At 41.1% G+C, this 13,531-nt stretch carries 10 protein-coding genes and 2 pseudogenes; 5 read left to right on the forward strand and 7 right to left on the reverse strand.

From position 1 onward, the window contains the following. Positions 1-171: 171 nt before the first annotated feature. The 6 genes and pseudogenes from NMG86_RS22325 to NMG86_RS22350 all read right to left on the reverse strand — a co-directional run. A pseudogene (locus NMG86_RS22325) lies at positions 172-367 on the reverse strand (slr1659 superfamily regulator); the annotation flags it as partial. A gap of 44 nt (positions 368-411) precedes the next feature. After that, positions 412-580: pseudogene (locus tag NMG86_RS22330) on the reverse strand (slr1658 family protein); the annotation flags it as partial. A 119-nt stretch (positions 581-699) separates the two neighbouring features. Then, entirely contained in the window at positions 700-3,219 is a 2,520-nt protein-coding gene (locus NMG86_RS22335) for an adenylate/guanylate cyclase domain-containing protein (RefSeq protein WP_158442132.1), read from the reverse strand. 659 nt (positions 3,220-3,878) lie between these two features. Further along, complete coding sequence (locus NMG86_RS22340; protein ID WP_026798777.1) at positions 3,879-4,280, reverse strand: zinc ribbon domain-containing protein; 402 nt, start codon at positions 4,278-4,280, stop codon at positions 3,879-3,881. After that, positions 4,280-4,906: a hypothetical protein gene (locus tag NMG86_RS22345; RefSeq protein WP_244639513.1), complete on the reverse strand. Its 627-nt coding sequence runs from the start codon at positions 4,904-4,906 to the stop codon at positions 4,280-4,282. The genes NMG86_RS22340 and NMG86_RS22345 overlap by 1 nt, the downstream gene beginning before the upstream one ends. A gap of 284 nt (positions 4,907-5,190) precedes the next feature. Further along, the gene (locus NMG86_RS22350; protein ID WP_026796537.1) at positions 5,191-6,774 is read right to left on the reverse strand and encodes a B12-binding domain-containing radical SAM protein; all 1,584 of its coding nucleotides are present in this window, start codon (positions 6,772-6,774) and stop codon (positions 5,191-5,193) included. Positions 6,775-6,907: 133 nt separating this feature from the next. On the opposite strand from NMG86_RS22350, the gene NMG86_RS22355 reads away from it, so the two are divergent. Both NMG86_RS22355 and NMG86_RS22360 read left to right on the forward strand, forming a co-directional pair. Further along, complete coding sequence (locus NMG86_RS22355) at positions 6,908-8,020, forward strand: hypothetical protein (protein WP_026796538.1); 1,113 nt, start codon at positions 6,908-6,910, stop codon at positions 8,018-8,020. Positions 8,021-8,072: 52 nt separating this feature from the next. Then, entirely contained in the window at positions 8,073-8,489 is a 417-nt protein-coding gene (locus NMG86_RS22360; protein WP_026787753.1) for a secondary thiamine-phosphate synthase enzyme YjbQ, read from the forward strand. A gap of 8 nt (positions 8,490-8,497) precedes the next feature. On the opposite strand, the gene NMG86_RS22365 is transcribed toward NMG86_RS22360, so the two are convergent. Continuing rightward, entirely contained in the window at positions 8,498-9,286 is a 789-nt protein-coding gene (locus NMG86_RS22365; RefSeq protein WP_043939014.1) for a slr1353 family protein, read from the reverse strand. A 436-nt stretch (positions 9,287-9,722) separates the two neighbouring features. Between NMG86_RS22365 and NMG86_RS22370 the strand changes: the two genes are divergently transcribed. The 3 genes from NMG86_RS22370 to NMG86_RS22380 all read left to right on the forward strand — a co-directional run bounded on the left by NMG86_RS22370 (position 9,723) and on the right by NMG86_RS22380 (position 13,447). Next, positions 9,723-12,017, forward strand: a complete 2,295-nt coding sequence (locus tag NMG86_RS22370; RefSeq protein ID WP_026796539.1) for a ribonuclease R family protein — start codon at positions 9,723-9,725, stop codon at positions 12,015-12,017. Between the two features lie 96 nt (positions 12,018-12,113). Further along, positions 12,114-12,818 carry an ABC transporter permease gene (locus tag NMG86_RS22375; RefSeq protein WP_026796540.1) on the forward strand — a complete coding sequence of 235 codons (705 nt, stop codon included), beginning with the start codon at positions 12,114-12,116 and terminating at the stop codon, positions 12,816-12,818. A 77-nt stretch (positions 12,819-12,895) separates the two neighbouring features. Beyond that, positions 12,896-13,447 (forward strand): shikimate kinase, encoded by a 552-nt coding sequence (locus NMG86_RS22380; RefSeq protein ID WP_237747560.1) that lies wholly within the window; start codon positions 12,896-12,898, stop codon positions 13,445-13,447. Positions 13,448-13,531 lie beyond the last annotated feature (84 nt).

The following is a 13,531-nucleotide window of genomic DNA, read 5'->3' on the forward strand; positions in this document are numbered from 1 at the left end:
TAAAGGATGAAATTAGATTTATAACATTATTGATTTAATATTAATTCAAAAATTCATTTTATTAAAAAAAATAAATCTCCTGGGGATAGGATACTACATCTTTATAATGTTTATATAATCTATAAATATCCAGTTTAGATTTAAAATCAAAGTCTAAATGGGGATAAAATTCTATTCAATGTTTAGTTCTAAAGAGGGCATGAGTTTTGTTAGATTTTTGAGAGATTTTCCTTGCCAGGAAATTTTTTTTGAGGCTAAAACTTTTAATCTTAGTCTCTTTTTTATTGCGAACTTCAATTACAAATTTAGACAGCATATTAATACCAGAACTATTTAAAAACTCTAATTCTTGGAGATTAATAGTAATCAGGGATAGGTTTTCTTTTTGTAGATTTACCGTCGTGGGATCATCTTGATTTTCAGGAAAAAAGGTGGTGACATAATCAGCCATAAAATTAGCGGATAATCCATTATTGCGCCAACGGTGTTTCATGGGAATGGAACTCGGAGAGAAACCAATGACAAGAAATTCGTTGCTGGTTGGAGGAACTTCAACAAAGTCGCCAAAAATTTGTGTCATAAATCCTTTTGTTAACTGACCCATTATCGGCTGATCCAAAAAACTCCGTTAGCTCATTTTATCATGTCAGGGTAAAAAAATTTACTCATTCAATAAAAATTAATTAGGACTCTTTTTAATTACATTGATAAGGATTGAATCACACGCTGTAAGTAAATTTGAGCGACTTGATCCGAGGGATTTTCTTGTAGACAGGCTTCAAAGCACTGAGCCGATTCAAAAAATGCTTCCAGATGATATAGGGTTAAGGCTTGCTCAAACAAGGTTTTTGTTTCTACTTTTTTTTGATAAAGTAAGGGCGGATCGGCATCAAAAACTTCAAAAACCGAGACCATTTTTGATTTCCCTTTTACCCTAACTTTATCAATCACTCGGAAGGAATAACTATTAGGATCTTCAAGGGATAAAAATGTATGTTCACTAATTAATAAAGGAATTCCATACTGTTTACTTAATTCCTCTAAGCGAGATCCTAAATTAACCGCATCACTAATCACGGTACTATCCATTCTATGTTGTCCACCCACGATCCCTAACATTAAATCCCCGGTATTAATTCCGATCCCAATGCTAATCGGAGGGCGATCAGGACGTTGACGAGTCAGGTTATATTCTGATAATCTTTGTAACATAGAAATTCCCGCTTTCACCGCATCATCAGCACTCCCGCCAAAGAGTGCCATAATTGCATCGCCAATATACTTATCAATAAAGCCTCGATTTTCAGTAATAGCAGGTTCCATGCGGGATAAATAAGCATTAATAAATTTAAAATTATCTTCGGGGGTCATCCGTTCCGACATTTGGGTAAAACTCCGAATATCTGAGAATAAAATCGACATTCGTTTCTGTACCGCATCCCCGGATTTAACATCCACTAAACTTTCATATCCTAAAAACGATAAAAACTGATTCGGAACAAATCTTCCCGCCGCATCGGTTAATTGTTCTTCTTGATCTAAAGCCAATTCTAAATTACAATTAACCTCAAACATCTCCTCAATAAACTGTTGGCGTTCTTCCTCGGCTTTTCGGCGTTCACTAACATCTTGAAACACACCAATGGCATAGGTCACTTGACCAAATTCATCAAAAATTGGAGTTCCCCACATTTGCAAAGGTATAGTCTGATCTAAGGATATGATTTCTAAGGTATCAATGCAGCAAACGCCATCACGCAGGGCTTTAAAAATGGGTAAATTATCTAAAATATAAGGTGTTTTTGTGGCTGATGATGAATTTGAATAAACGTTCAATTGTAACGGGGGATTAGAAAATAAAACCTCAACTCCCAATAACTCTTGAGCCACTTTATTACTATAATATAACTTTCCCAGGGCATCCATAACCACAACACCTAAAGGAATCGCCTCTAAAAATTGATAGAGGTGTTGATTTTGAACCTTTAATTCTGACATCAAATCCAAATTTTCAGTTTTCAGCCTTTCGTTAAGCAGACTAATTTCTTGATAGGCTTGAGTTAATTGATTTTTCTGAACCTCACTAATTTTTTTCTCGGCTTTGAGTTGATTTAAACTCTGTTTTAATTCAATTTCTTTTTTCTCAAGGAGAAAAAGTTTTTCTTCTAAACCCTGATAGAGACGGCGTAGTTGGCGGGTCATTTGGTTAAAAGAAATAGCCAATTGTCCGACTTCATCATCAGTAACCACTGGAGCCACTAACGTCAAATCTCCATCGGAGACTTGAGTTGCTATTTCAGTAATATTGATAATTGGGCGAGTAATTTGTAGTGCTAAAATATAAACTCCAATTGCTAAAATAACCGCCGAAGTTAATCCCACCCATAAAATAATCCAAGCTAATCTTTCGGCGGGTTCATTTGCTTCAGATTGGTGCATTTCTACTAATAACGCTAATTCCTGTCTATCCAGCCAACGATAGGCTGCAATCACCGGAATCCCGGCATGATTAATATAAGTTTTATAGCCATTTTTTCCCGATAAAGCATCTTGAATACCTGGACTATTAACTTTTTTTGCAAATTCATACCGACCAAATTGTTCGGCGGTAAAAAATATCTGAGATCGATCAAATAAATAGGTTTCTCCCGTGGTTTTTAAACCTGTTTTATCAAAAACAATTTCTTCCATTTTTTTCATATTCAGGTGTACTACCAACACCCCAAATACATCCTGATTAGATCCCTTAATTGGTGTCGAGATCGTTAAATTTAGTTTATTTGTAATAGATGAAATATAAAGATTTTGAACAAAAGTCTTGTAAATACCAGATTGAAAATATTTTTCTTGATCCCGATATTGACCTTCGGATTTGGGATTAGTAGAAAAAACAATTTGTCCCCCAGTTGCCCTCAAAATCTGAACTTCCTGAAAGTCCGGTTTGGTAGCTAATACCGAAGCCATATATTGCCGGATTTGAGTATGAGCATCCTGCCAGAGTTGGGAACTGGGATCATCAGTTACTAAAATTTTGGTAGCTGTTTTAATATCAGGTAACTGTGCTAAGGAAAAAGTCGCATTTTTTTGGTTTTCCACCCATAAATTTAAAGATTTTTCCTTGAGGGTAGCCGTGACTTCCAATTGCTCAAAAATGAGTTGCTGCATGGAGGTTTTAGCACTTTGAAATGCGACCGCCGCCACACCAAGGACAGTGACCATAGATAGTAGTAAAAAATAGATCACAAGCCTGGACATCAGGCTTTTTGTCCAGAATTTCATTCAATTTGCCCTTGATCACTGGTCACAACTTCAGTTTCTCAGTTACAACACAAAACTTACACACACTTTTGTTAAGCACGGGAGAATTTTGCTGTTAGACCTGGTTTATACCAAGCCCGACGGCTAAGAATAGTCCCCAAGATTTCATCAGAAAAATGGGTAGAAACCCCGTCCCATTCGACAAGCTCAGGGCAGGCCTTCTAGGACGGCTTTATATTTTTCCCTTTTCAGGGAGGAGGGTATGGTTACCCTCCTAACTCCTATTTCTAGGGTAAAGTTAGCTTCGCCAATGTTTTAAGAGCTTGTTAGGCTAGTAGCAATGTCTTACCCCTCGTAAAACTGTTTAACTACTAACGACAGAGCCAGGGACTAGCTATGGCTGACGCCACGCTTCGCTATCGCATCCAACAGGGTGTCATGACTCAAAAAACGTAGTCAGTTAAGACTTAGGCTGGTCAACTAACTGAAGTTAGAGGCACGAAGCCCCGTCACTTCAGTGCGGGGTGCTGACTCCCTCAATACTTAGCATAAAACGTCTGCACCCTACTTTTTTATTGACACTCTCAGGTCTGAAGACACGCTCGATTCTGCGGACAGAATTAGTTTAATCTAATTCTCGCTACGACTGCCGCATATCGTCTACTGAGTTGATTAAGCGACAAACCTAATCTTCCCGATACTTTTTTTAAAATATTAGCTGCACCATTTAAGTCAGCATTAACAACAAAACCATCAGATGTCCGATAAAGACCACGCTTAATTCTATTCCCAGATGCTTTCCACCCCATCGGTTTTTCACCGTATTTGGGTAGGGAGTCTCCATCTAAGAAACTAGCTTTTGAAGTGTAGGCTTCCTCGGTTTCAATAAACCTAATCTCGTGTAAATCACAAAGTTGTTTTACACGGGATTTTAATTTACCCAAAGGCATTTGAACAAACTTTTGATTATTCAAATTCCCTAAATTTGCATCAACTTTAAACCCTTCATTCCAACCAATCACTAAAGTTCCAATGCCATATTTTGGTTAATATCTAACTCATGGTTTTGTTTCTCTACTTCGTAGGACATTTCCAGATAAAAAACACCATTTTTAGGTAGAATCGTGAACTCTTTAACTTTGGAATAGTCAAGATTTGATGGCATAGGTAAGAAAAATTCTGATATTCCAAACCATCTTTTAACTGTTAATCCCAGAGCGAATCTAAGTTGACCATTAATTAATGTTGGTCTTTGACCTCCAGAATTAGGATAAGCAACTTTAAATAGTTTAGAACCCTGGAGATAACCGGGAGGTTTAGGTCTAAAATGTAGCTGACCTTTCTTGTGTGAATCTCTCAAGTTTTTGAAAGATTTGAATGCTTCTGTCACCGACATTAAGGTTTGTTGCATCGGTGTTGATGGCATTGATTGTGCTAATAAAGATTTTGATACCGATGGTTCAAAAGCTAAATCAAACTTTCCTGTTAATAACTTACCTGTCTTAAACAATGTTTGACGGGCAAAATAAATTCCCGTGTTGTACAATTTACCGGATTGTTGACAAAGGTATTCTAGTAACGCACAGGTTTCTAGGTCGGGAGACAACAAGATTTGCTGTACTCCGATTGTTTTACTTGCTTTAGTCATTGACTCGACTATTACGGCCATGTTGGTTTCTTTATGATAGCATTACTAAATATTTCTAGGGGAATAAATTCCCCTGGGTCGTGTTTCCTCTCAGGTCTGAAGACACTGAGTTTCCACACTCCCATCCTTTTTTAATGATTCGGTACATTTCCTAAATTAATACTATATTCAATTTCTGAATTATTCAGGACTTACGCATCACCTCTATAGAAAATAGGAGTAATTCATGAATTACCCCTACTTATGGGCTTAAATCCCCAAATTTCCGTAAGTCCTGAATACTTTTAGACCGATAGGGGTAAGGGGGTGAGAATCTCAACTTCAGGGGTTGCTAAGGGGTGAAGATTCATCTGTTGCTCAATCCTTTCTCTAGCCAAGGCCCGATATTCCCAGAAATGTTCCCCAGCCGCACATAGCCCCAGATACAGATTCAGCAGTTGGGGTTTTTTCTGGAGGATGATCCAAAGCTGACTCCAAAACTGTCCTCTAATCTCAGGCCGCCGTATCCCCTGATGCCAGATCACCTGGGCTACTAATCTTAACCCTTTACCCAGGGGAAACTGCATGGTTTGTTTTTTAGTTGTGGAGCAGTTAATTTTCAGACATTGTTGCAAACAGCGACGCAGATAATTCTCTGGCTCGTATAACGTCCAAAACCCTTCGATATACTCCTGGGCGATATCGGCCATGGGGCGAGTCGGGATGAAATTCATCAGGGTATTTTGGTCGCCAGTGGGATGGCCGTTTCCCGCCATTAAGCGTTTTTCTTGTTTCAGCCGATCCCAAAGCGCCGTATTGGGGAGAGCCTGAAGGATACCAAGCATCGGTTGCGGAATACTGGTTTCTTCAATAAAGGCTTGTATCCGATCGCCCGCGCCCGCCTTCTCTCCATCAAAACCCAGGATAAACCCGGCATAAATCAGTAGCCCCGCCTGGTTAATTTTACGACAGGCTTCGGATAAGGGACTACGGGTATTTTGCTGTTTGCGGGTGAATTTCAGGCTATCTTGGTCGGGGGTTTCAATTCCCAGGAAAACCGCATAAAAACCCGCTTTCCCCATCAATTGTAAGAGTTCATCATCTTCGGCTAAATTGACCGAGGCTTCGGTAATAAAAGTGAAGGGATGGTTATGTTGCTCCATCCAGGGAATCAATTCCCGCAGAAAGGATTTAACATTCTTCTGATTACCAATAAAGTTGTCATCGACAATAAACAGAGAACCGCGCCACCCCAGATCATAGAGGGTTTGTAACTCCCCTAGGGCTTGAGACGGCTCTTTGGTGCGGGGTTTGCGGCCATACAGGGAAATAATGTCACAAAATTCGCAGTTGAAGGGACAGCCCCGGGAAAACTGCATCGCCATCATAAAATAGCTATCCCTCTGAAGCAGGTCAAAACGCGGGATCGGACTTTGGCTAACATCGGGCTTTTCAGTGGAGCGAAAGATCCCCTGGGTTTGACCTTGACTCAGGGCTTCTAGGAATAGGGGAATAGTCATTTCCCCTTCATCAAGAATCAGGAAATCAGCCCCAGCGTCGAGGGCGTCTTGGGGGACGGATGTGGGATAGGGGCCACCCACGGCTACGGTTTTACCCAGGCGCACCGCTTTTTGAATTAAGGCTTCAAAGTCGGGTTTCTGCACTAGCATGGCGGAAAGAATCACCAGATCGCACCAGTCCCAGTCGGCTTGGGTTTCACAGGCGACATTGCGATCGCGAAATCTCATCTCCCAGTCTTGCGGTAACATGGCTGCAACTGTAATAATACCTAACGGTGGAATTACTGCTTTGAGACCAGCAATTTCCATGAAGCGATCGTAAGACCAGAAAGATTGAGGAAATTGAGGATAGATCAGCAATACTTTCATGGATTTTTAGTTTCTAATTTTATTGAGTGTAGGTAAAATTGGCTTAATTTTTATCTATCTTAAGTATGATTATTTGATCAAATCACCAAAATTGAATTTCTGTTAATCTAATCTAAACTAAATTTTTTTTACAATGTCAAGACCTACTGTATATTTAGCAATTACCAATCATGGATTTGGTCATGCGGTTAGAACCTCTGCGGTTGCCAATGAAATCCAAAGGCGTTGTCCTGATGTTTTATTAATTCTCGTCACAACAGCCCCTCGATGGTTATTAGAATCTTATTTGGAGGGAGATTTTATTATCCGTCCTCGCGGTTTTGATGTGGGGGTGGTACAGTCCGATAGTTTGACCATGGATACAGCAGCAACCCGGGAACAATGGCAACAAATCCGTCAACAGCAACGGGCGATTATTGCCGGGGAAGTGAATTTTATTAAACAAAATAAAGTTGATTTAATTTTAGCTGATATTTCTCCCCTGGCTACGGAAATTGCTAAGGCTGCGGGGGTTCCCTGTTGGATGATGGGTAATTTTGGTTGGGATTTTATCTATCGAGATTGGGGGGAAGATTTTATGGAGTTAGCAGATTGGATTTCCGGTTGTTTTAGTCAATGCGATCGCCTATTTCGGTTTCCTCTCCATGAACCGATGACAGCTTTTCCCCATCAAATTGATGTGGGTTTAACCGGGGGAAATCCTCGGTTTGATTTAGACTATCTGAGAAAAACATTAGGGATTAAAACCCCACCGGAAAAAACCATATTATTAACTTTTGGTGGTTTGGGATTATCGGCAATTCCCTATCATAATATTGAACGGTTATCGGATTATACCTTTATTACCTTTGATCAACATTTACCCCCCTTTCCGAATTTAATTCAAGTCAGTAATTCTCTGAAATTACCCGATCACAATTCCCATCTATTCCATCTGCGTCCGGTGGATTTAATGCCCCTATGTAGGCAGGTAATTTCTAAACCCGGTTATAGTACCTTTGCGGAGGCATTACGGTTAGATATTCCGGTTGTTTCTTTAACCCGAGAGGGATTTGCAGAAGCTCCAGTTTTATTAGAATGGTTAGAAAATTATGGGACACATCAGATTATTCCGGCGACGGAATTTTTTGAACAGGATTGGAATTTTCTACACCAACCTTTAATTAAACCCCGTTTATCTGAAACCTTAGATAAAAATGGGAATGAAGCGATCGCTCAAGGGGTGATTGACTATCTTATGGGTTAACTTTACTATTTAAGGATAATTAAGCCCTGAAGGGCTTACTACGGGTAAAATTATGGCGCATTATCAAGAAATTTTAGAAATACAAACCAGTGGAAAATCCTTTTCTACAATTACGGCTTATGTACAGGAAGTGGTTAATAATTCTGGGATAAAAATCGGAATTTGCCATCTATTTTTACGTCATACTTCCGCCAGTTTAATTATCCAAGAAAACGCTGATCCTGATGTTTTGAGGGATTTAGAGAACTTTTTATCTAAGTTGGTTCCCGAAGGCAATTATTATATTCATGATGCCGAAGGAGCCGATGATATGCCCGCCCATATTCGCACTGTTCTGACCAATACTTCTGAAGAAATTCCGATTTCCCAAGGACGGTTACTATTAGGAACCTGGCAAGGAATCTATCTCTGGGAACATCGACGTCATCGTCAAACACGGGAATTAGTCGTACATATTACGGGAGACTAAAACCGATTTTAGGGGGATTCGGTCGGTATGGAAATGGACTCTAAATAGTGCAGAAAATCCAATAATTCATTATCAGTTAAATGCTGGCGAGACCGTTTCCCATAGGTTTTGAGTAAATGGGCGCGACCTTGTTCCTGCGTCCATTGTAGCCGCTTTAATTCAATATCCGTTTTAGCAATATCCGAGGAAAAATCCGTTGTTTCGAAAGAACGACCAGAACCCGCCGAGGCTTGGCTAAATTCGGGTTCATCGGGATAGGTGGGGATAACTTCGGGACTTGCAGGAACCGGAGGTAAGGAAGCACTACGTCCTTTAGAACCCTTAGCAGAGGACGATTTGCTCTCCGTATCCTTGTCCGGGGTCTTGTCGGTTTTGGGCTGAATATAGGTGGCTGATAACCAATCATCGGAGGTGAGAGACGCGGAGGGAATTCCCTCAGAATCTTGATCGGGGATAGAAGATGGAGCGAGGGGGGGTGGACTCTCAAGGTTAGGAGAGGCTGCGGGAACTGAAACAGGCGTCGCAACTTCCGGTTTGAGTTCCATGGGTGTCGGTTTTAAAGGTTCCCTGGGGGTAGAAGATTGGGGTCGGGTGGTATCAATATCTAGGGATTGAATCGCCCGTTTTTTGGCTTGATCCTCTGCTAACTCAACGGTATCGGCGGCGGCTAATCCCGTGGTTAGGATCGCCCCGTCGATTTCAACCACCGCCCGTACCACATATTTTCCTAGGTAAATGGTGAGTAACTCAGAAATTAAACTTGCCGTCGGATAACGCGATCGCAATTGAGCCAACATAATAAATAATTCCTAAACAAACTACGATATACTTAAAGATTAGTCATTCACAAAGCTAAACGTCACAAATTCTATACCCTATCTCACAAGCACCAAGGGAATCAACATTAGGTGCTATTTCATAAGCTCGAAGTTAGCATTGCCCAAGGGAATAGATACTAGGGTCTCCTCTGTTTAGCCTGTAGCCTCTATATCTAACGGACGGCTTTTGTGCATCCTTGATTGTAACACTGTCCCTATGGGGTTGGTACAATCAGCCCGTGAGAAGTTCCCCCCCAGGTGTTTTAAAGATGGGGTTTTGGGGATTGGGTGTTGGGTGTCCGATGTGTGGAAAGCACCAAATCACTTCTTTGCTCAATCTTCACCCGTTTAACACCCAATATCCTATCCCTAACACCCAAAACCTGATTCTGACAAAAAGAGGATTAATCGCTACATGGAATTTTCAATCGCTACACTATTAGCCTATTTTTCCGATGATAAATTAGTCACCCCCAAGGCTTTAGAGAAAAAACTCGCCCCCGACGAGGAAAGTCTCCGAAAGTTTCAGATTGCTTTGGATGCTTTGGAAAGAATTGGAATTCTGGAAAAAGATAAAGGTCGCTATCGTCGGGTTCCCGAAGAAGGAATTGTCGAAGCCAAACTCCGATGTTCCAGTAAAGGCTTCTGTTTTGCCATTCAAGATGCTGAAGGAGCCGAAGATGTTTATATTCGCGAAAGTCATCTAAGTACCGCTTGGAATGGCGATCGGGTTCTGGTTAGAATCATTAAAGAAGGCAGTCGTCGCCGTTCTCCCGAAGGGGAAGTTTATGTGATTTTAGAACGGGCGAATCCTTCGGTTTTAGCCAGAATTAAACAATCCAAAACCGGATATCGGGCGGTTCCTTTAGATGATCGGTTGTTATTTGAATTAGACCTAATTAATGATCCGTCGGAACTGTCCGGGGCTGTGGATCATTTGGTTCATGTAGAAGTCCTGCGTTATCCCATTGGTGTTCATCGTCCCCTAGGTCACGTTGTCCAAATTCTCGGTTCCGATGCCGAAGATGCCGATGATTTGGATATTGTTTGTTGTAAACACGATTTACCCCGCAAATGGCCCGCCGGAGTCCTACGGGAAGCGGAGGCGATTGACCGTAACCCGAAAAAAAGTGACTTAAAAAATCGGGTTGATATTCGCAATGTTTTAACGATTAGTTTTCAACCGGATTTAGGCAATCCTGAATTTTCGGTTTTCAAGGATTCAGAACGACCGAACCATCCACCCTGTATCGATCATGCCTTTAGTATTGAACAAACAAAATCCGATCATTGGCAATTAGGGATTCATTTAGCTGATGCTGCCCATTATATTCTTCCCGATAGTGATCTTGACCGAGAAGCCCGCAAACGGGGAACGGCGATTCATTTAGCGGATAAATTAATTCCGATTTATCCCGAAACCATTTCTGGTGATCGCTTGGCTTTAGTTCCCGACGAGGAACGATTGGCCATCTCAATTATGATCACCCTCGATATGGCGGGACGGGTAACGGAATACGAGATCCAACCCAGTGTGATCCGGGTTGATCATCAACTCGGCTTTGAACAAACCCAGACCATTCTCGATGGTGAACCCTCGCCTTTTGCGAATGTCCTAGAAAATTTCTTGGAACTAAGTCGGGCGGTACGCCAAATTCGCTTAGAACGGGGAAGTTTTGAACTAAATTTACCCGATAGTCATTGTCATTTTAATGATGAAGGGGAACTTGGGCCAATTGTTCTCTCATCTTTATCTCCCGCCCGGGCGATGGTTTCTGAATTGGTGGTTTTGGCGAATCAAATTGTCGGGAGTCATTTACATACTTTGGGTGTTCCGGCGATTTACCGCGTCCAACCACCTCCAGAAGCGTCTGATGTCTCGGAGTTAGCGAAATTAGCAACCCATTTGGGGACGGAATTATTTTTGGATGAGGATGAAGAAGTAGAACCCAGTACCTTCCAACAATTTACGGAGGAATTGGCAAATAGTCGGGCGGAAAGGGTTTTGAGTTATTTATTAGAGGAAACTCTCAAACCTGCGGTTTATAGCACCACTGCTAAACTTCATTTTGGTTTGGCCCTTCCCTGTTATACCCATTGCACTTCCCCTCTGTCTCGCTATTGCGATTTACAGATTTTGCGGGTACTCAAAAGCGTGTTTGAGGAAGGACGCGATCGCCGTTCCACCCGGGCTAAGGAGGGTGTGGATTTGGGCCATTCTTCCTGTCATGGGAAAATTACCTGGAATGTGCTTCCCCCGGAAATTCAGCATGACTTAGAAAGTCAGTTTAACCAGTTAGTGATTCATTTGAGTGAACGGGAAAGCGTGGCTGTGGATGCGGAGGAGGACTTAGAAGGACTCAAGAAAACCGGGTTCATGAAGGAACGCACGGGTCAAAACTTCATTGGCTTAATTACCGGGGTTCAGTCCTATGGATTCTTTGTGGAAATTGAGGTGAAGTCCCCCGGCGGTAAGGTTTTACGGGTGGAAGGACTGGTTCATGTCTCCTCCCTCAAGGATGACTGGTATGAATACCGTTCTCGTCAACAAACCTTAGTCGGTCGCAAAAATCGCAACCAATACCGTCTTGGGGATAATGTTGAAGTCCAGGTAAAAAGTGTAGACTACTATCGTCAACAAATTGATTTAGTCGCGGTCGGTGGTGGTAGTGAGGCCTCAGAGGATAACGACGAACCCTATTTTTCCTAAATCTTAACGCGGATTTAAGAGGATTTCACGGATTTTAATCTGTGTTAATCTGCGTCATCCTCTTAAATTCGTAATTCATAATTCGTAATTGGTAAAATGTCTATTACACAATTAATTAGTTTACTGATTCTGGTGGGGGGTTTGGCGATCTTTACGATCCAAAATCTATCCCCCTCTTTACCTTTGATTTTTTTAGGAAATCAATTGCCAACTTTACCTATTTCTGTTTGGATTTTAATTGCGATCGCTGCGGGAATATTAACCTATTTAATCATTCATAATTTATTTCAAATTAATCATCAGAAGGTTAAACCGTTTTCTCCCTCTAAAACATCCCCTGAAACCGTTGCTAAACCGCCCCTAGACCCTGTTAATCAGTCTTCTTGGGGTTATACTCCCGAACCCGTCGAACCCACTCCAGAAGCGGTTTATACGGCCCATAGTTCCGTGAGTCCTTCTGAACCCGAACCCCGTCGGAGTCGTTTTGCGGATGATGATGATTGGGAAACAGAAGTAAAACCTTTTGACCCTGCTTGGGAGCGAGAAGGGAGAGAAACCCCAGAAAAATCACCCCAAACCGCAACGGATTCGGATTCATCCTATGCCTATTCCTACGAAGATCGAGATTCTAGTAGTACCGGAGTCGGGAAAGTTGAAACGGTGTATGATGCTGATTATCGAATTATTACCCCGCCTCCTAAAACAAAAATTCAAGATGATATTAAACCTCAAAGTCATAATAATTATGATCAAGAAGATTGGGGATTAGAAGATGAGGAGGATCAACCTAATTTTCCCTAAAATTAAGATTTACTGTTGAAAATTTGAACTATAAAATGATATAATTAATGGCTAATTTCTCAGGAGATCTAATAATTTTGCAAGAACGATTAAAAGGCATCAATATTTATTTAATTGGGATGATGGGTTCAGGGAAAAGTACCATTGGCGGATTATTAGCCAAACAGTTAGGGTATAGATTCATAGATACCGATGACATAATTAGCAAAACAACTAATCAGTCTATTACTGATATATTTGCCACGGAAGGCGAAGATGTTTTTAGAGATTTAGAATCTCAAGTTTTATCGGAAATTTGTGCCTATAAAAAATTTGTGGTGGCGACAGGAGGAGGAATTATTCTTAAACAAATGAATTGGAGTTATCTCAGACATGGAATGATTATTTGGCTTAATGTTCCTGTTGAAGAACTCTATCACCGTTTAAAAGAAGATCAAACTCGACCCTTATTACAACATCCCGACCCGTTACAACAATTACAAATTCTATTAGAAAAACGTCAATCTTTGTATGCTCAAGCCGATCTCGAAATTAAAATTAATCCTGGTGGTGTCCCGCAACAGGTTGTTACCCAAATATTAGAAAAAATTCCCACCATTTTAAAACCTCAATCTTATGGTTTGAATTAATTCGATCCCGATAAACTGATACAGCCAGGACAGAGACGCGCCATGGCACGTCTCTACGGATATAGCTCATTCCCTGTTCCCTAT

Origin of the sequence: Planktothrix rubescens CCAP 1459/22, assembly GCA_904830895.1 — a bacterium.
Classification (GTDB): domain Bacteria; phylum Cyanobacteriota; class Cyanobacteriia; order Cyanobacteriales; family Microcoleaceae; genus Planktothrix; species Planktothrix agardhii.

Excerpts from the sequence above, each read along its gene's own strand:
- NMG86_RS22335 (WP_158442132.1), bottom strand. The coding sequence starts at position 3,219 with ATGGTCACTGTCCTTGGTGTGGCGGCGGTCGCATTTCAAAGTGCTAAA.
- NMG86_RS22345 (WP_244639513.1), bottom strand. The coding sequence starts at position 4,906 with ATGACTAAAGCAAGTAAAACAATCGGAGTACAGCAAATCTTGTTGTCT.
- NMG86_RS22350 (WP_026796537.1), bottom strand. The coding sequence starts at position 6,774 with ATGAAAGTATTGCTGATCTATCCTCAATTTCCTCAATCTTTCTGGTCT.
- NMG86_RS22355 (WP_026796538.1), top strand. The coding sequence starts at position 6,908 with ATGTCAAGACCTACTGTATATTTAGCAATTACCAATCATGGATTTGGT.
- NMG86_RS22360 (WP_026787753.1), top strand. The coding sequence starts at position 8,073 with ATGGCGCATTATCAAGAAATTTTAGAAATACAAACCAGTGGAAAATCC.
- NMG86_RS22365 (WP_043939014.1), bottom strand. The coding sequence starts at position 9,286 with ATGTTGGCTCAATTGCGATCGCGTTATCCGACGGCAAGTTTAATTTCT.
- NMG86_RS22370 (WP_026796539.1), top strand. The coding sequence starts at position 9,723 with ATGGAATTTTCAATCGCTACACTATTAGCCTATTTTTCCGATGATAAA.
- NMG86_RS22375 (WP_026796540.1), top strand. The coding sequence starts at position 12,114 with ATGTCTATTACACAATTAATTAGTTTACTGATTCTGGTGGGGGGTTTG.